The sequence below is a fragment of the Promicromonospora sp. NPDC050262 genome (assembly GCF_040655935.1).
In the GTDB taxonomy this organism is placed as follows: Bacteria; Actinomycetota; Actinomycetes; order Actinomycetales; family Cellulomonadaceae; genus Promicromonospora.
Map to the genome: position 1 here is coordinate 24894 of NZ_JBFAKX010000016.1, position 17146 is coordinate 42039.

A 17146-nucleotide genomic window follows, 5' to 3' on the forward strand; every position below is an offset into this window, starting at 1 on the left:
CGCGCTCGCCGGCTCAGCGGCTGCGGCCGGCTTCCCGCACGCCGTCGCCGTCGCCGTCGGCATCCTCGTCCGGGCCGGCGCCCCCGGCCGCCTCCCGGGCCGACGCCGCCGCCGTGGCCTCCAGCAGGTCGGCGAGCGCGCGCAGGCGCTGCGCGACCTGCTCCCCCAGCGGCGTCAGGCCGTACTCCACGCGGGGCGGGATGGTGGTCACGACGTCACGCGTGACCATGCCGTCCCGCTCCAGGGCCTGCAGCGTCTGGGACAGCATCTTCTCGCTGACCCCCTCGACGCGGCGGCGCAGCGCGTTGAACCGGTAGCTGCCCTCCCCCAGCGCGAGCAGCGCGAGCGAGGCCCACTTGGACGTGACCACCTCGAAGGCCGCCCGGGAGGTGCAACCGCGCGCGAAGACGTCGGTCACCAGCTCCTGCGGCGGCCCGCTCGGGCCGTCGCCCGGCAGGTCGGCGGGTTCCAGGTCGGTGATGCTCACGGCCCCAGGGTACCGCGCACACTCGGAATGTGGTGTACTTTCGATTCGTTAGTGCTATCCGTTGGCAACTGACCAACTACCCGCACCGCGAACTGGAGAGAACCATGACCACCTACGCCGTCACCGGGGCGACCGGACACCTGGGCCGCCTCGTCGTCGAGGAGCTGCTGTCCCGTGGCGTGCCCGCCGCCGACGTCGTCGCGATCGCCCGCACGCCCGAGAAGGCCGCCGACCTCGCCGAGCGCGGCGTGCAGGTCCGCGAGGGCGACTACGACCGGCCCGAGACCCTCCCCGGCGCCCTGGCCGGGGTGCAGCGGCTGCTGCTCGTCTCCGGCAGCGAGCCCGGTGCGCGCGTGCCGCAGCACACCGCGGTGATCGACGCCGCGAAGGCCGCCGGCGTCGAGCGCATCGCCTACACGAGCATCCTCAACGCCGACGACACCACCAACCCGCTCGCCGGGGAGCACCAGGCCACCGAGCAGGTGCTGCGCGCGTCGGGCGTCCCGGTCACGCTGCTGCGCAACGGCTGGTACACCGAGAACTACACCGAGCGGCTCGCCGAGTACCTGGAGCGCGGAGAGATCGTCGGGGCAGTGGCGGGCGGCAAGGTCTCGGCCGCCCCGCGCGCGGACTACGCCGGCGCGGCGGCGTCCGCCCTGCTGGCCGACGACGCGGCCGGCTCCGGGGCCGGCTCCGGGACCACCGACGGCAGCGCGCCCGTCGTCGTCCACGAGCTGGGCGGGCCCGCGTTCACCTTCACGGAGCTGGCGACGACGATCAGCGACGTCACCGGCACCGCGGTGGCCTACCGCGACCTGTCGGTGGCCGACTACGCGGCCGAGCTCCAGCAGGTCGGCCTCGACGCCGGGACCGCCGGCTTCGTGGCCGGGCTCGACGCCTCGATCGCGGCCGGCGACCTGCAGACCGACCGCGACGACCTGGACCGCCTCCTGGGTCGTCCCGCCACCCCGCTGGCCGACGTCGTGCACGCCGCGCGCGGCTGAGCCCGCCGCGCGGCCGGTCCGCGCAGTCGGACCGGCCGAGCAGTCGGACCGGGCGAGGGGTAACGACAGACACTCCCTCATCCGCACGGCGCGTGTTGAATGGGAGCATGCGAGGAGCAATCATTCATGGAGCCGGGGACGTCCGCTTCGAGGAGCGGACGGACCCCGCCGTCGTCGAACCGACCGACGCCGTCATCCGGACCGTCGCCGCCTGCGTGTGCGGTTCGGACCTCTGGCGCTACCGCGGGATCTCCGAGGTCAAGCGGCCCACGCCGATCGGCCACGAGTACGTCGGCGTCGTCGAGCAGGTCGGCGCCGACGTCACCACCGTCAAGCCCGGCGACTTCGTGGTCGGCGGGTTCCTGCACAGCGACAACACGTGCGCGGTGTGCCGCAAGGGCATGCAGGCCAACTGCCTGCACGGCGGCGGCTACGACGGCTGCCAGGCCGAGAAGATCCGGATCCCGAACGCGGACGGCACCCTGCTCGCCACCCCCGGCGAGCCGGACGCCGACCTGATCCCCAGCCTGCTGAGCCTGTCGGACGTGATGTGCACCGGCTGGCACGCGGCCGTCTCGGCCGGGGTCGGGCCAGGTTCGAGCGTCGTGGTCGTGGGCGACGGCGCCGTCGGGCTGAGCGGCGTCCTGGCCGCGGCCCAGCTCGGTGCCACCACGATCATCGCGATGAGCCGGCACGCGTCGCGGCAGAAGGTGGCCGAGGAGTTCGGCGCAACCCACATCATCGCCGAGCGCGGCGAGGAGGGCCTCGCCAAGGTGCTGGAGCTGACCGAGGGCATCGGCGCGGACGCAGTGCTGGAGTGCGTGGGCACCGCGGAGGCCCGGGCCCAGTCGGTGGAGCTGGTCCGGCCGGGCGGCATGATCGGCCTGGTCGGCGTGCCGCACGGCGACCTGCCCACCGACACGCTGTTCTGGGGCAACAAGGGCATCCACGGCGGCGTCGCGCCGGTCCGCGCCTACCTGCCGCACCTGCTGGACCTGGTGTGGAAGCGCGAGATCGACCCGGGCAAGGTCTTCGACCTGACCCTGCCGCTGTCGGAGGTCGCGGAGGCCTACCGCGCCATGGACGACCGGCGCGCGATCAAGGTGCTGCTGCAGAACTGACGGCCGCCGCTGGGCCGCTGTCGCCGGCTTCTGCCGCTGACCGCCCCGCGGCGGCGGAAACGACCATGCACTTGCTGCCAACCGGAGCTCGCGGCTGGCAGCAGGTGCATGGTCGTTTTTCTGCGGTCCGGCCGGTGCAGGTCCGGGTGCGATGATGATCGCGCGAGTGGAACACCCCGTCCGTTTCGGCGAAGCGAGAGTCATGACCCAGCACCCGGGCACCGCGTCCGTGGACATCACACACCACGAGACCGCGCCGCCCGAGGCCCTCGAACCGTACCCGGCGCGCGAGCTGCGGTCCGACGCGCGCGACAACCGCGAGCGCATCCTCCAGGTGGCGCGCGCGACGTTCGCGGAGCACGGGATCGACGTCCCGATGCGAGAGCTGGCCCGGCGCGCCGGCGTCGGGCCGGCGACGCTGTACCGGCGCTTCCCGACCAAGGAGGCGCTGGTCACCGAGGCGTTCGGCGAGCAGATGGCGACCTGCTCGAGGATCGTCGAGCAGGGACTGGCCGACCCCGATCCGTGGCACGGGCTCGGCGCGGTGATCGAGGAGGTGTGCGTGATGCACGCCCTGGACCGCGGCTTCACGGCCGCGTTCGTGACGGCGTTCCCCAAGGCCGTCGACTTCGCCCGCGAGCGCACGCACACCCTGCGGTCGCTGGCCGAGCTCATCCAGCGCGCGAAGGACTCCGGCGGCCTGCGCCGCGACTTCGTGCTCGACGACCTGATCATGCTGATCATGGCGAACTCGGGCATCCGGGCCTCGTCCCGCAAGGCCGCTGTCGCCGCCTCCCGCCGGTTCGCGGCGCTGCAGATCCAGTCGATCAGCGCCCGGCCCGACGTCGCGCCGCTGCCGCCCGCCGTCCGGCTGCCGCTGCTGGCCGCGATCTAGGACTCCCCCCGGCGGGCCGCCTACGACCGGGCGCGCCCGACGAAGGACTCGATCCCGTCCAGGACCCGCGACAGGCCGAACTCCCAGACGCGCTCGGCGTCGTGCAGGCCGCCGTACCGGACGGTCGCGGCGGTCCCGACCCGCGCGGCCAGCGCGTAGCGGTCCACCAGGACCCGTGCCATGTGAGGCTCGTGCGCCGACCACCACTCCGCGTCGTCCTGGCCGGATCGCTCGGGGAGCGACCGCCACGCGAGCAGGCCGGCCGTGGCATCACGGGCGTAACCCAGCACCAGGGTCAGCACGAGGTCCATCTCGACGTCGGACAGCCCGATCCCGTCGACGGCGCGCAGCTCGGCGTCGTACTTGGCGATCGTCCCCGGCCCGAGCGGGGGCCGGCTCTCGAAGCGGCCCAGCAGCCACGGGTGCCGCTCGTAGAGCGCCCGGTTCGCGCGAGCGACCCGCTCCAGCCGCGAGCGCCAGGCGTTCCCGTCGCCCGCGTCGCCCGCGTCGCCCGGCCCGACGCCGTCCGCCCCGCCGACGCCGTCCGCCCCGCTGGCGGCGTCGTAGCGAACCTCGGCGAGCACCCGGTCGACCATGAGGTCGAGCAGCTCCGCCTTGTCCCGCACGTGCCGGTAGAGCGACATGGCACCCACGCCCAGCCGGTCGGCGACCCGCCGCATCGAGAGGCTGTCCAGGCCTCCGTCGTCGGCGGCCTCCACGCCCGCCGCCACGATCCGGTCGAGACCCAGCCCGGGCTTGCGCCCGAGCCCGGAGGACACCCGCGTGCCCCACAGCAGGTCCAGGGTCCGCACCCGGTCCCGCTCGTCGCCCACGTCTCCCATGCGTCGCCTCCTCCGGCTCGTCGCCCGCGCAGCGCGCCGGCATCGTCGACTATAGTTTGCGTACGCCGTACCCAAATGGCGCGGCGAGCACACGGACGGCAGCGGAATCAGGGAGGCACCAGTGGTAGCAGCAGCATTCCGGGTGGGTCTGCGGGTGGGCGACGTCGTCGCAGCGGCGGAGCTCTACCGAGGCTTCGGCTTCGGGGAGGTGGGCTCGATCCCGGGCCCCGACGGCGGTCCGGTGATGACGATCCTGGCGCGCGGCGAGGTGCAGCTGATCGTCGACGCCCTGGTCGGCATGCCGTTCCCGGACAGCGAGCGCGAACGGCTCACCCAGCGGGGCCCGCGCGGGCTCGGCGTGGCCATCGGCCTGGGTGTGGAGGACCTGGCCGCGAGCTACGACTACTGCCGGGCATCCGGCTGCACCATCACGTCGGAGCCGGCCGACGAGGCCTGGGGCGACCGGGTGTTCGAGTGCGTCGACCCCTTCGGCTACCAGTGGGAGTTCTCCGAGCCCATCAAGGACTGGGACGCCACCGCAGGCCTGGACGCCGCGCAGGAGAGCTGGTTCGGCGGTCAGGCCTGAGCAGGATGCGCGGGCGCCGACGTGTCGTCGAGCGCGCCGCGCACCTCGCGGACGATGCGCGCCATCGCCTCCTCGGCGGCCTCGGCGTCGCCCGCGGCGACCGCCCGAGCCACCGCCTCGTGCGCGTCGAGCGCCTCCGGCACGGGATAGGCGGGCATGAGGCCCAGGTGGATGCGCCCGGAGATCACGACGGCGACGACGTCGGCGAGCGCGGTGAACAGCTCGTTGCCGCTGGAGCGCAGGAGCAGCTCGTGCATGCGGATGTCGAGCGCCAGGAACTCCGCACTGTCGCCCTCGCCCGCCTCGCCGAGCTTGCGCATCTGTCCGGCGGTGACGACCAGCTCGTCGCGGACCGCCGCCGTCGCCCCGCGGGCCGCCCCGGCCGCCGCCCGCGGCTCGACGGCCTGGCGAAGCTCGGTGAGCGAACGCAGCTGCGACGTGCGGCCCGGGCCGTCCAGGCGCCACGCGATGACCCGGGGGTCGAGCACGTTCCAGGCCGAGTGGGGCAGCACCACGATGCCCACGCGGGGGCCGGACCGGACCAGGCCGAGGCCTTCGAGCAGCCGCATCGCCTCGCGCGCGACCGTGCGGGACACCCCGAACTCGCTGCCGATCCCGTCGAGCGTCAGCGCTGCGCCGGCCGGCAGCTCACCAGCGGTGATGCGGCGGCCCAGGGCGTCGAGGACGGGGCTGTGCAGCACTGGGGGCATGCTCACAGCCTAGTTGGCGCCATCCCGACCGGCGGATTGGTCACACCATTGGTGACATGAATCACGCACGAATGGTGTCATCAATGGGTGAAGATAGGTGCCATGGACACAGACGTCACCGAGACAGCGATGTTCTCGACCGAGACAAGCGGCGGCCCGGCTGGGCCTGCCGGGACCGATCCCGCACCCCGTGCCATCGTCGTGATGGGCGTGGCCGGCTCGGGCAAGACCACCGTCGCAGCCCTGCTCGCCGGGCGCCTCGGCGCGTCGTTCGCCGAGGGCGACGACTTCCACTCGCCGGAGAACGTCGCCAAGATGGCCGCGGGCCACCCCCTGGACGATGACGACCGCTGGCCCTGGCTGCGCGGCATCCGCGACTGGTTCGCCAAGGAGCTGAACGAGGGGCGCAGCGCGGTGGTGCCGTGCAGCGCCCTGCGCCGCAGCTACCGCGACCTGCTGGAGACGGCGGGCCGCGACACGAACGGCGGCGGGACGACCGGCAGCGTGCAGTTCGTGCACCTCACCGGCTCGTACGACCTGCTGCGCACCCGCATCCAGGGACGCGCCGGGCATTTCATGAAGCCCGAGATGCTCGACAGCCAGCTCGCCGCGCTGGAGCCGCTGGCCGACGACGAGCCCGGGTTCTCCGTGGACGTCTCGCCGCGCCCGGACCAGATCGTCGACGAGATCCTGCACCTCCTGGGAGAGGACGACTGATGCTCGACACCGCCATCTCCACCGCCATCTCCACCACCGTCTCCGCCGCGGCGGACGCCGCCCCGACCGCCTCGACCCCGCAGCTCGTCCTCGCCGCGCTCATCGGCATCGTCGTCATCGTCGGGCTCATCGTCTGGCTCAAGATGCACCCGTTCCTCGCACTGGTCCTCGGTTCGGGCGTGCTCGCGATCGTGGCCGGGGTGGGCCTCACGGACACGTTCACCAGCTTCACGGCAGGTCTCGGATCCACCGTCGCGGGCGTGGGTGTGCTCATCGCGCTCGGCGCGATCATCGGCAAGCTGCTCATCGACTCGGGCGGCGCCGACCGGATCGTCGACACGATCCTGGACCGGACGCCGGTGCGGCGTCTGCCCTGGGCCATGGCGCTCATCGCGTTCGTGGTCGGCATCCCGCTGTTCTTCGAGGTCGGCGTGGTGCTGCTGATCCCGGTCGTGATGATCGTGGCGCGCCGCATGCGTGCCAACCCCGTGCTGGTCGGCATCCCCGCCCTCGCCGGGCTCTCCGCGCTGCACGGCCTGGTGCCGCCGCACCCCGGGCCGCTGCTCGCGATCGACGCGCTCGGCGCGAACCTGGGCCTCACGCTCGGCCTCGGCCTGCTGGTCGCCGTCCCGACGGTGATCATCGCCGGACCGCTGCTCGCCATCCCGCTCACCCGCTGGGTGCGGCTCGACCCGCCCACCACCGTCCTCGGCATGTCCGACGGCGCCGCGGGCGGCACGGCTACGAGCGGCACCGGCGGCTCGCCGTCGTCCGGCGGCGCCGGGACCACCGCGACGGCGACGGATGCCGCCACCACCACCACGCTGCGCAAGCCCTCGTTCGGCATCTCGGTCCTGGTCGTCCTGCTCCCCGTGATCCTGATGCTCGCGCGGTCCGTCGTCGAGATCGCGGGCGCCACCGGGACCGGCTACGGCACCGTGCTGGAGTTCCTCGGCGAGCCGCTCGTGGCGCTGCTCATCACGTCGCTGTTCGCGCTGGTCGCGTTCGGCACCGCCGTCGGCCGCACGCGTCAGCAGCTCGGCGACCTCGTCGGCTCCTCCTTCGCCCCGATCGCCGGGATCCTCCTCATCGTGGGCGCGGGCGGCGGCTTCAAGCAGACGCTCGTGGACTCGGGTGTCGGCGACGTGATCGCGTCCGGCATCGCCGACGCCGGGATCACCCCGCTGCTGGCCGGGTGGCTCGTGGCGGCGCTCATCCGCATCGCCACCGGTTCGGCGACCGTCGCGACGATCACCGCCGCGGGCATCATGGCGCCCCTGGCCGCCGGGCTGGAGCCCACCCAGGCCGCGCTGCTCGTGCTCGCCATCGGCGCGGGCTCGGTGTTCCTCTCCCACGTGAACGACGCCGGGTTCTGGCTCGTCAAGGAGTACTTCGGCATGACCGTGGGCCAGACCTTCAAGACCTGGTCGCTCATGGAGTCGGTGCTCTCGGTCGTGGCCCTGCTGGTGGTCCTGCTGCTCGGCATCGTCGTCTAGCCCGAACCACCCGCCCACCGCACCGTTGAGTGCTGGGTATTCGCCCTTCTGGCACACAGAAAAGGGCGAAGATCCAGCACTCAACGTTGCGGTCCGAGTCGGGGGTGGTTTACCAGGTGAGGTGGGTGTCGCCCTTCTTGACGTGGAAGGTGTGCGGGCGGGCGCCCGGGACCGTCACCGTGATCGTCGTGCGGGCCGTCGTCGTGACGTCCATCGAGCTCCCGCCGCGGACGGCGTCCAGCACCACGTCCCGGGCGACGATCCGGCCGCCCTCGGCGCGCACCACCGTGCGGCCGTCACGCTCCAGCGTCGTCGTACGCGGACCCGCCGTCACGGACCACGCGTGTCCCTTCAGGGGCACCTCCGAGACGGTGTTGGTGCCGGGCAGGCCGAGCGTGCCGAAGCGGAAGCCGTCGGCGTCGCCCCACGGCTCGTCCGCGATGAGCTCCTGCGTGCTCATCAGCGGCATCAGGTTGGACCACGAGTACGTGCGCCACGCGGTGTCCGTGGCCACGGAGTTGATGACCTGGCCGGGCTCGGGGTCGAAGTACTCCGGGAACCAGCCGATCTCCTTGTAGGAGGTCAGCCACATCGCCGTCGACTTCGTGGCCACCTCGGCGGCCGCCTCGTCCAGGCCGTACCGCTTGAGGCCGTCGTAGACGGTGGCGTTCATCGGGGGCCAGGCGGCGCCCTGCCACTCCTCGCAGGAGTCCTCCTCGCCCGGCGACTGGAAGTACCGGTAGGCCTCCGTCGACTCGTTGGCGCGCCCCGCGCAGAACGCCGGGTCGTTGCGCGCCACGCTCGGGATGACGAACTCGCCGCCGTACTCCTCCGGGTTCTCCAGGTGGTCGCGCACCAGGATCTCCGCACGCTCCGGCGTCGCCAGCCCGCCGAACAGCGGGTAGAAGACCGTGGGCGTGTTGGTCGGCTCCCAGCTCCCGTCGAGGTACCGGTTGAGGTAGAGGCCGCGCTCCTCGTTCCACAGGTGCTCGTTCATGCGCACCTCGAGCCGCTCGTGCAGCGCGGCGTACCGCTCCGCCCCGGCGGTGTCGCCGAGCACCGTGGCCATCTGCGCCAGGTTCTCGGCCATGAGCCCGTAGTAGGAGTTGAGCGCGACGTCGGTCAGGTTGGTGTTCTCGCGCGTGTCGGTGCCGCCGTCGCGCGGGACCTCGACGTAGTTCCAGTACTGCGGGCTGTCGTCCAGGCCGAGGTGGTTGCCGCGGCCGCCCCGCCGCTCCTCCACCCACGGGCTCTCCAGCAGCCCGTCCTGGTCGGTGTCGAACTCCGGCATCCGCTCGATGTACCGCGTCATGATCGGGTAGACGAGCTCCAGGATGCTGCGGTCCCCCGTGCGCGTGTACGCCCGCCAGGCGGCGTAGGTGTGCATCGGGCCGGCGTGGAGCTGGTCGTAGCGCGGACCCTTCTGGTCGTAGAAGTCGCGGATGTGGTCGAGCGCCGTCGCGGGGTCGACGCTCAGCTCGGTGATGGCGTCCCAGGCGGAGTCCCAGCCCAGGAAGATGTCGTCACCACCGCCGCCGAGGCCCCACATGACGAACGACCTGTCGTACTTCTCGTCCCAGTTGTCGTTCAGCGACATCGCGTCGCGCAGGTACGTCGCCGCCTGGCCGGTCGGGCCGCGACCGTGGAGCGTGTCGTCGTCGGCCCGCGCCTCGGCGCGGTCCAGGATCCGCGTCACGTCCCGCGTGCTCAGGCGCGAGCGCTCCGGCGCCTCGGTCGAGACCGCGGCGTGGAACGCGACGGTCTCGCCCTTGTCCAGCGCGTACCGCTGCGCGACGGCGCCCTCGCCCGCCGCGTACTCCTTGCCGGCCAGGCCCTTGAGCAGCTCGGCGACGTTCGCGTAGCCGGTGGTCTCCTCGGGCGTCTCGGTCGAGTCGAGCCGGAAGCTGCCGACCTGGGACGCGTCCCGCACGCCCGCCGACGTCGCGACGATCGAGCGCTCCCCCTCCGGGCGGTACGTGCTGGGCTCGGACCACGGCGGGCTGGCCTGCAGGAACACCTCGGTGTCGTCGGTCAGGGCGGTCGCCGAGCCCACGATCTCGCCGCCGTCCGTGGTCGAGAACCGCAGCCGGACGGTGCGGGTGTCGCGCACGGCCGCCTCGTACGCGGCCTCCTGGACCGGCAGCTGCTCGCGGGCCTTCGCGACCTCCGCCTCGGACCAGTCCTCGGGGTGCGCGAGGACGGCGCGCAGCGCGCCGATCGTCTCCGGCGTGATGTTCCGGTTGTCCGTGGTCATGTCGATCTCGTAGTACGAGCCGTCGGGCGTGACCGTCCCGATCCGCTTGATCCACGGGACCATGTTGTCGTCGAGCACGCGGCCCTGCGGCGTCACCATGTTGAACGCCAACGAGAACCGCGCGTGCCCCTCGCCGACCAGGAGTGCGCCGTCGAACTCCTGCTCCTTGAAGCCCGGCAGGGCGAACGGGAGGGACCGCGGGGCGTAGTCGTCCTCGGGCCCCCCGCCCCCGGTCCCGGCGGCTCCGGCGACCTGCGCGACGGCGGTGCCGTCGTTCGTGGCGCTGGTGCCGGCGGTGGTGCCGGTGCCGGCGGTGGCAGCCGTGCTGGCGACGGCGGCGCCGGTGCTGGCATCTGCGGCGAGCGCGCCCGCCGCGAGCGGGACGGTGACCAGGGCGCCGGCCACGAGGGCGGCTCCGAACCTGGCAGTCGTTCGTCGGCTCATCTATGAACCCTTCACGTCGATGTGAACGCTAACAACCCGAACCCTAGATGCTGGTCACATGACATACAAGTGCAGAGTTGTCCGGATTCGGACGGTCGCGTGCGTGCGTCCGAGCCGTGTCCGGTACCGCGTGCCCCGTGCCGCATGCCCCGTGCCGCGTGGCTGCCGGCCTCTCGACGGCTACCCAGTCATCGGGCCCAGCACAGATGCTCTTTCCAGGCCCGATCGCTGGGTAGAAGCGCACATCGTCGGTCGGGGCGGCGCAGCTCGCGATCGACGGCACCGACCCTCGCGTCCCGCGGCTGCGGCGCCGGACCGGATCCGCGGCCCGAGCGGTCAGTCGGCGGGTCAGTCCGCTGGTCAGCCGGCCGGCCGGGCCTCAGCGAGGCGCAGGAGCAGCCGGGCCAGCTGGAACCGCGCGCGTCCGTGCAGCGATCGCGGGTCGTAACCCAGCTCGGTCGTCAGGGCGTCGTGGCGGACCTGGAGCGTCGAGTGGTGCATGCCGAGCGCCGTCGCCGCGGCGCGCACGCTCTCCGCCGCGGCCAGCTCGTCGAGCACGGCGCGGGTCCGGGTGTCGAGCCGCGACAGGGCGACGACGTCCGGCTGCTGGGCCGCGACGGGTTCGAGCGCCCCGACGGCGGCCAGGACGACCCCGAGGTCCCCGGCGTCGACCACGGCGTTGCTCGCCGAGGACAGCCGGAGGGCGAGGAGCGCGGTCCGGAAGGACTCCGCGAGGCGGTCGGCGGGCTGCACGAGTCCCAGCCCGGCAGGCCCGGTGATCCCGGTGTCCCGGCCGAGCACCACGGCACGTACCAGGCCGTCGGGGGTCGCCACGACGGTCGACGGCGCGCCCGACGCGTTTCGCGGCTCCGCCCCTGACGCGTCCCCTGACACCGTTCCCGACAGCGCGGCCGACACGTCCCGCGAGGCCGGGAGCGCCGCGACCCGGTACGCGCGCGCCGGATCGAGTCTGAGCCGGGACAGCGCGATCCGGCGCTCGCCGACGTCCCGGGTCGCGTCGATCAGCGTCGCCAGGGAGCTGCCGGGTTCGCCGTCGTGCCGCGCCCGGACGAGGTCGACGGCGAGCGCCAGCCGCTCGACGACCATGTCGTCGTTGGCGTGGGCGGAACCCTCGCGCTCGAGCCAGACACGTCCGTCGGCGACCGGCCGGGAGAGCCGGTGCTCCCGAGGACCCGCAGTCGCGGCGGGAGCCTCGGCAGCACCCACGACCGCGGTGCCGGCAGCCCCGGTCTCAGTCCCCGTCCCGGTCTCAGCCCCCGCCCCGGTTCCGGATCCGGGACCGACGGCGCCGTCCGGCAGCCGGCCGCCGTCGGGACCCACGCGATACGTCCGCCGTCCGACGACGGCGCCGGCGACCGTCCCGCTGAGCACGGCGGCCCCCCGCAGCAGCGCCTGGAGCCCGACGCCGCCCGCCACGAGCACGTCGAAGTAGGTCACGACCTTGAGGCTCTCGCTGGCCGCAGGGTCCAGAGCGGTCAGCCGGCCCACGAGTTCTTGCATGTTCGCTCCATCGCGCGTGTGGGCCAACACACTAGCGGCAGGCGCACCAGCGGGAGGCGCACCGCGGGAGACCGTCGTCAGACGCCGAGCGTGCGCGCGATCCAGGAGTCCCGGGCCGTGCGCATCGCCTTGGCCAGGACGGTGTGCGGGGCCATGATGTCGAACCCGTGGAACCCGCCGGGCCACACGTGCAGCTCCGCCTGCACGCCCGCCGCCCAGAGCGCGGAGGCGTAGGCGACGTCCTCGTCCCGGAAGACCTCCGCGCTGCCGCAGTCGATGAACGCCGGCGGCAGGCCGGTCAGGTCGGTCGCCCGGGCAGGAGCGGCGTAGACCGAGACGTCGTCCGTGCCGCGCCGGTCGCCCAGCAGGGCCGACCACCCCGTGATGTTCGAGCTGCGGTCCCACACGCCGATCCCGTCCATCTGCGTGGTCGAGACCGTCCGGTCGCGGTCGTCGAGCATGGGGTAGATCAGCACCTGGCCCGCGAGCGCGGGACCGCCCTCGTCCCGGGCGATCAGCGCGGTGCCCGCGGCGAGGCCGCCCCCGGCGCTTCCTCCGGCGATGAGCAGGCGGTCGGGGTCGATGCCCAGCTCGGCGGCGTGCTCGGCGGTCCACACGAGACCCGCATAGCAGTCCCGGACGGGGTACGGGTCGGGGAACTCGGGTGCGAGGCGGTACTCCACCGTGACCACGACCGCGTCGAGGTCGTTGATCCAGCCCAGGAGCAGGTCGAGCCCCACGAACCGGTCGCCCATGATCATCCCTCCTCCGTGGGTGTGGAAGATCCCCGGGCCGACGCCGGTCCGGCCCTGCCGGCTCAGCACGCTCACCTCGATCTCGTCGCCGTCGTGCCCCGGAACGGTGACGTCGCGGCGCACGATCCCAGCCGCGGCGAGCACGTCGTCAACGCTGACCTCGGACGCGGGCGCGGCCTGACGCAGCAGCGGGATCATCTCCGGCGTGATGCTCGGCGGCATCTGGTCGGAGAGCAGGGTGAGCACGGCTTCGAGCTCAGGATCGAACGGCGGCCTCCTGACGGTCTCGGTCATGTGAACTCCCTCGTTCAGCGGTGTGGCTGCGGCCCCGCAGCGCTGCGACCAGTCTTGACGCCCGGACCCGCGAGGACATCCGCCGAACGGCGCACACCTCGTGCCGATCATCCGCCATCCGGCGGATGCTCGCGCTCAGCCGCGCAGGTACGCGAGCACGGCCCGCACCCGGCGGTGCCCGGTCTCGTCGACGGTGAGGCCGAGCTTGGCGAACACGTTGCCGATGTGCTTGGCCACCGCGGCGTCGCTCACCACGAGCCGCGCGGCGATCTCCGGGTTCGAGCGGCCCTCGGCCATGAGCGCGAGCACCTCCCGCTCGCGGGGCGTCAGGGCGTCCAGCGGGGACGCGCGCCGGTCGAGCAGCGACCGGACGATCTGCGGGTCGATCACCGTGCCGCCCGACGCGACGACCTCCAGCGACGTCATGACGTCGCTCACGCGCCCGATGCGGTCCTTGAGCAGGTAGCCGATCCCGCCGGAGGAGCCCGCGAGCAGGTCCCGCGCGTAGGCGTCGGCGACGTACTGCGAGAGCAGGACGACGGGCAGCGCCGGGAAGTGCCGCCGGAGCTCGACCGCCGCGTCGATGCCGTCGTTCTCCAGCCGGGGCGGCATCCGGACGTCCGTGATCACCAGGTCGGGCAGCTCGCCGTGCGCGCCGTCGGCGAGGACGAGCCGCACGAGCTCGTCGGCGTCGCCCGTCACGTGCACCACCTCGTGGCCCACGCGTTCGAGCAACGAGACCAACCCGTCCCGCAGCAGCACCGAGTCCTCCGCCAGCACGACCCGCACGTCAGGCCACCCCGCGGGGCTCGGCAAGATCGCCCGGCCCGACGGCGGCCGCACGAGCCGGCAGGAGCAGGGTGATCGTCGTCGGACCGCCGTCCGGGCTCGTCACCGTCAGGTTCCCGCCGGCCGCCTCGGCACGCTCGCGCAGGCCGGCGAGCCCGGTCCCGGCGCGCGGGTCCGCGCCGCCCACGCCGTCGTCGTGGACCCGGACGGTCAGGACGTCGCCGTCCCGCGCCACCTCGACACCGGCGCCGAGCGCCCGGCTGTGGCGCGCGACGTTCGTCAGGGCCTCGCTGACCACGAAGTAGGCGCACAGCTCGACCTCGGCGTCGAACCGGCCCTCCACCGTGCTCGCCAGCGTCACCGGGACGTGCATGCGTGACGTCAGCTCGTGCACGGCGGGGGTGAGCCCGTGGTCGGCGAGCACCCGCGGGTGGATCGCGCGGACCGTGGAGCGCAGGTCGTCGAGCGCGGCCTCGGCGAGGTCGTGCGCCCGGTCGAGGTGGGCCCGCAGCCGGGCGACGTCGACGCCCGCCCGGGCCAGCTCGGCGGCGTCGAGCTCCGCGAGGTCCAGCTCCGCGGAGCCGAGGGCGATCGCGAGGGTCACCAGCTTCTGCTGGGCACCGTCGTGCAGATCACGTTCGATGCGTCGCAGGTCGCCCTCGAACGACCGGACCAGGTTCGCCCGCGACGCCGTGAGGCGCGCGATCTGACGACGCAGCTCGTCACCGCGTGGCGCGAGGAGGGAACGCGCCAGCGCAGCCTGGGCCAGCGCGAGCAGCCCGACCGCGTAGCCCAGCGCCGGGAGGCCCACCACGGCCACGCCGAAACCGAGCACCACGCCCGCCGGGTTCGTGTCCCAGACAGGATCCCCCGCGACCACCCGTTCCGGGATCGTCACCGCGGCCGTCACCGCCGCGACGACGAGAAGGTGCGCCCCGGCGCAGGCCCAGCCGACGGCGAGGCAGGCCGCCACGTAGAGCACCTCGCGCCAGGTCGCCGCCTCGCCGAGGCGCAGCCGGACCCGGTCCGGCCCGCCCCCGCCCGCTCCGTGCCAACTGGACCTGTTCCCGCCCGCCGGCCCGTGCGGGTCGGCGATGCGGTCCTGCCCGAGCAGGGAGACGCGGAACCGGTCGAGCCGGGCGATCAGGGTGCTGCACGCCAGCGTGACGACCACCAGGAGGGCGACCAGGGCGTACAGCGACTGCGACTGCAGGAGGCCGCTGAAGATCAGGATCACGAAGGGCCCCGTGATCAGCGCGCTCGTGAGGGTGAACAGCCAGGCCCGGGGCAGCCACGCGGACACCAGGTAGCCGGGCCGGCGCAGGGCGAGGGCGAGGCTGTCGGGTCGGCGCACGTCATCACGGTACCGCCGGAGGTTCCGGCCGGAGAGGGTGCGCAGTGGACCCCCGAGGTAGGGCCTGGTCTACCCCCGGCGTCACTCGCACGCCCGTGACCAGCGAGATCGCCGCCGGTGGGATGGGAGGCATGGTGATCACGGGCCCCGATGGCCCCCCTCCGCGTCCCCGTCCGGCCGCTCCGGCGGGCACGTCCTCCGCCGTCCTGCCCGCGCTGTCGCTCACGCTGGCCTGGGGTGGGCTTGCCGCGCTCGCATGGCTCGCGCTCGCCGCGGCCGCCCCGCCGTCGACCCCGGCACTGTGGATGACGACGCCGCCGGCCGCCGGCGCGATCGCCGCTGCCTGGCTGGTCGGCGCGCGGGCCGCCCTGGTCCTGCTCGCCTCGTGCCGGCGCCGGCACCCGTCCGTCGGGTCGCGGGCCCGGGCCACGCGACCCGACCTCGACTCCGTCGTCGCCCTGCTGTACCCGACGGCGGACGACTTCCGGGCCGACGTGGTGCGGCGGAGCATGCGGCAGTCCCACCGCCGGGTCCGGACGGTGATCCTGGACGACTCTCGCACCGGCGCGGCGCGGGCCGCGGTCGACGCCTTCGCCGCGGGCTGCGCGCCGGGCTCTGTCGAGATCGTGCGGCGGGCGGACCGGCGAGGTTTCAAGGCCGGGAACCTCAACAACTACCTGCGCAACCATGCCGACGGCGTGGACGCCGTCGTGATCCTGGACGCCGACCAGGAGATCGGCCCCGACTTCGTCGGCACCGCGCTACGCCACCTCCGCGCCTACCGCGGCGTGGCCGTGGTGCAGGTCGAGATCCGCTCGCGGCGCGGCGGCACCCGGTTCGTCCGCGACTTCCGCGGGATGTTCGACGCCCACCTGCGCGCGATGTCGGCGGGCCGTTCCGCGCTCGGCATCGCCACGTTCGCCGGTCGCGGGGCCCTGCTCGACGTCGGTGCCCTGCGCGCGGCCGGCGGCTTTCCCGAGGTCGTCGCCGAGGACGCCGCGCTGACCCTGGAGCTCGCCGCGCGCGGGTACACGGTCCGGTACGTGCCGGACCTCGTCTCCGTCGAGGACGCCCCCACGGACTACACGGCGTTCACCACCCAGCTCGGCAAGTTCACGGAGGGCGCCATGCAGCTCCTCGGCCGCAAGGGCGGGCTGCTGTTCGACTCCCGGCTGCGCCCCGCGCGACGGCTGGATGTGTTCGTCGACCTCGCCTCCCCGCTCGTGGGCGCCGCGATGACGGTCTCGCTGTTCCCGCTCGCGCTCGCGCTGGCGGCGGCAGCCGGCGGGGGTGCGGGCCGGGCGCCGGGCCTGCCCCTTCCGCTCGGCGCCTCGCTCGGGATCCTCGGCGCGGTGCCGCTGCTGCCGGAGGCGCTCCGCCGGATGCGGGGGCGGGACAGGAGGCAGGGCCGATGGCAGGGCCGGTCGCAGGGCCGGCTGCGGGGCCGGTCGCACCGGCTGTCGACCGTGACCTCCGTGGCGGCGTCCGTCGTGGGCTCCACGCTGGCCGCGATCTCGTTCCTCGTGCGGGGCGCCGCGCTCTACGCGTCCGTGGCCGTCGTGGCGCTGCGCGCCGTCCTGCGGGTCGCCGCGGGGAACGGCGCCCGGTTCGTGGTCACGCCCAAGGAGAATGCCGACCCAGGCCTGCGTTCCAGCCTCCGCCGACGACGGCCCGAGCTCGCCGCCGCGAGCGCCGCGCTCGTCGCCGCCGTACTGCTGACCGGGACCGTCGCGCCGGCCGGGATCTTCTGCGCGGTAGCCGTCACCGCCGTCGGCTACTCGTGGCTGGGCGGGCGCCCGGTGCGACGACGCCCGGCACGACGGCGCCCGGCACGACGGCGCCCGAGGCCTTGACTACGTAGTCAGGGCGTGGTTCGC

15 protein-coding genes are annotated in these 17146 nt (G+C 73.7%); 7 read left to right on the plus strand and 8 right to left on the minus strand.

The features are described 5' to 3' along the window. Positions 1 to 13: 13 nt before the first annotated feature. On the minus strand, positions 14 to 487 hold the full coding sequence (locus AB0I29_RS21310; RefSeq protein WP_285106206.1) for a helix-turn-helix domain-containing protein: 474 nt from the start codon (positions 485 to 487) through the stop codon (positions 14 to 16). A 104-nt stretch (positions 488 to 591) separates the two neighbouring features. Here AB0I29_RS21310 and AB0I29_RS21315 point away from each other — a divergent pair, with 104 nt between their 5' ends. From AB0I29_RS21315 to AB0I29_RS21325, 3 genes are all read left to right on the plus strand, one after another. Continuing rightward, positions 592 to 1491, plus strand: a complete 900-nt coding sequence (locus tag AB0I29_RS21315; RefSeq protein ID WP_357485475.1) for an SDR family oxidoreductase — start codon at positions 592 to 594, stop codon at positions 1489 to 1491. Between the two features lie 107 nt (positions 1492 to 1598). Further along, positions 1599 to 2612, plus strand: coding sequence for a zinc-dependent alcohol dehydrogenase family protein (locus tag AB0I29_RS21320; protein WP_357485478.1), 1014 nt, complete (start codon positions 1599 to 1601; stop codon positions 2610 to 2612). Between the two features lie 202 nt (positions 2613 to 2814). Further along, a complete protein-coding gene (locus AB0I29_RS21325) occupies positions 2815 to 3507 on the plus strand; it encodes a helix-turn-helix domain-containing protein (protein WP_357485482.1) in 693 nt (230 codons plus the stop codon). 20 nt (positions 3508 to 3527) lie between these two features. Here the strand turns inward: AB0I29_RS21325 and AB0I29_RS21330 are convergent, their stop codons facing one another. After that, entirely contained in the window at positions 3528 to 4349 is an 822-nt protein-coding gene (locus AB0I29_RS21330) for a TetR/AcrR family transcriptional regulator (RefSeq protein ID WP_357485486.1), read from the minus strand. A 121-nt stretch (positions 4350 to 4470) separates the two neighbouring features. Between AB0I29_RS21330 and AB0I29_RS21335 the strand changes: the two genes are divergently transcribed. After that, on the plus strand, positions 4471 to 4935 hold the full coding sequence (locus AB0I29_RS21335) for a VOC family protein (protein WP_285106216.1): 465 nt from the start codon (positions 4471 to 4473) through the stop codon (positions 4933 to 4935). On the opposite strand, the gene AB0I29_RS21340 is transcribed toward AB0I29_RS21335, so the two are convergent. Continuing rightward, on the minus strand, positions 4926 to 5645 hold the full coding sequence (locus tag AB0I29_RS21340) for an FCD domain-containing protein (protein ID WP_357485492.1): 720 nt from the start codon (positions 5643 to 5645) through the stop codon (positions 4926 to 4928). The genes AB0I29_RS21335 and AB0I29_RS21340 overlap by 10 nt on opposite strands. 129 nt (positions 5646 to 5774) lie before the next feature. Between AB0I29_RS21340 and AB0I29_RS21345 the strand changes: the two genes are divergently transcribed. Together AB0I29_RS21345 and AB0I29_RS21350 are read left to right on the plus strand one after the other, a co-directional pair. Continuing rightward, entirely contained in the window at positions 5775 to 6362 is a 588-nt protein-coding gene (locus AB0I29_RS21345; RefSeq protein ID WP_285106472.1) for a gluconokinase, read from the plus strand. Next, complete coding sequence (locus AB0I29_RS21350) at positions 6362 to 7858, plus strand: gluconate:H+ symporter (RefSeq protein ID WP_357485495.1); 1497 nt, start codon at positions 6362 to 6364, stop codon at positions 7856 to 7858. The genes AB0I29_RS21345 and AB0I29_RS21350 overlap by 1 nt, the downstream gene beginning before the upstream one ends. Before the next feature lie 109 nt (positions 7859 to 7967). On the opposite strand, the gene AB0I29_RS21355 is transcribed toward AB0I29_RS21350, so the two are convergent. From AB0I29_RS21355 to AB0I29_RS21375, 5 genes are all read right to left on the minus strand, one after another. Beyond that, positions 7968 to 10556: a trehalase family glycosidase gene (locus AB0I29_RS21355; RefSeq protein WP_357485499.1), complete on the minus strand. Its 2589-nt coding sequence runs from the start codon at positions 10554 to 10556 to the stop codon at positions 7968 to 7970. A gap of 360 nt (positions 10557 to 10916) precedes the next feature. Next, positions 10917 to 12077, minus strand: coding sequence for a hypothetical protein (locus AB0I29_RS21360; protein ID WP_357485502.1), 1161 nt, complete (start codon positions 12075 to 12077; stop codon positions 10917 to 10919). Between the two features lie 77 nt (positions 12078 to 12154). Beyond that, positions 12155 to 13126, minus strand: coding sequence for an alpha/beta hydrolase (locus AB0I29_RS21365; protein ID WP_285106224.1), 972 nt, complete (start codon positions 13124 to 13126; stop codon positions 12155 to 12157). Positions 13127 to 13261: 135 nt separating this feature from the next. Next, positions 13262 to 13915: a response regulator transcription factor gene (locus AB0I29_RS21370; RefSeq protein ID WP_285106226.1), complete on the minus strand. Its 654-nt coding sequence runs from the start codon at positions 13913 to 13915 to the stop codon at positions 13262 to 13264. Between the two features lies 1 nt (position 13916). After that, positions 13917 to 15269: a sensor domain-containing protein gene (locus AB0I29_RS21375; RefSeq protein WP_357485507.1), complete on the minus strand. Its 1353-nt coding sequence runs from the start codon at positions 15267 to 15269 to the stop codon at positions 13917 to 13919. A gap of 131 nt (positions 15270 to 15400) precedes the next feature. On the opposite strand from AB0I29_RS21375, the gene AB0I29_RS21380 reads away from it, so the two are divergent. After that, complete coding sequence (locus AB0I29_RS21380; RefSeq protein WP_357485510.1) at positions 15401 to 17122, plus strand: glycosyltransferase family 2 protein; 1722 nt, start codon at positions 15401 to 15403, stop codon at positions 17120 to 17122. Positions 17123 to 17146: the final 24 nt, after the last annotated feature.

Bases quoted from the DNA above. Each gene is read 5' to 3' on its own strand.
- AB0I29_RS21330 (WP_357485486.1), bottom strand. From the start codon at position 4,349: ATGGGAGACGTGGGCGACGAGCGGGACCGGGTGCGGACCCTGGACCTG.
- AB0I29_RS21350 (WP_357485495.1), top strand. From the start codon at position 6,362: ATGCTCGACACCGCCATCTCCACCGCCATCTCCACCACCGTCTCCGCC.
- AB0I29_RS21355 (WP_357485499.1), bottom strand. From the start codon at position 10,556: ATGAGCCGACGAACGACTGCCAGGTTCGGAGCCGCCCTCGTGGCCGGC.
- AB0I29_RS21325 (WP_357485482.1), top strand. From the start codon at position 2,815: ATGACCCAGCACCCGGGCACCGCGTCCGTGGACATCACACACCACGAG.
- AB0I29_RS21340 (WP_357485492.1), bottom strand. From the start codon at position 5,645: ATGCCCCCAGTGCTGCACAGCCCCGTCCTCGACGCCCTGGGCCGCCGC.
- AB0I29_RS21360 (WP_357485502.1), bottom strand. From the start codon at position 12,077: ATGCAAGAACTCGTGGGCCGGCTGACCGCTCTGGACCCTGCGGCCAGC.
- AB0I29_RS21345 (WP_285106472.1), top strand. From the start codon at position 5,775: ATGTTCTCGACCGAGACAAGCGGCGGCCCGGCTGGGCCTGCCGGGACC.
- AB0I29_RS21315 (WP_357485475.1), top strand. From the start codon at position 592: ATGACCACCTACGCCGTCACCGGGGCGACCGGACACCTGGGCCGCCTC.
- AB0I29_RS21320 (WP_357485478.1), top strand. From the start codon at position 1,599: ATGCGAGGAGCAATCATTCATGGAGCCGGGGACGTCCGCTTCGAGGAG.
- AB0I29_RS21380 (WP_357485510.1), top strand. From the start codon at position 15,401: ATGGTGATCACGGGCCCCGATGGCCCCCCTCCGCGTCCCCGTCCGGCC.
- AB0I29_RS21365 (WP_285106224.1), bottom strand. From the start codon at position 13,126: ATGACCGAGACCGTCAGGAGGCCGCCGTTCGATCCTGAGCTCGAAGCC.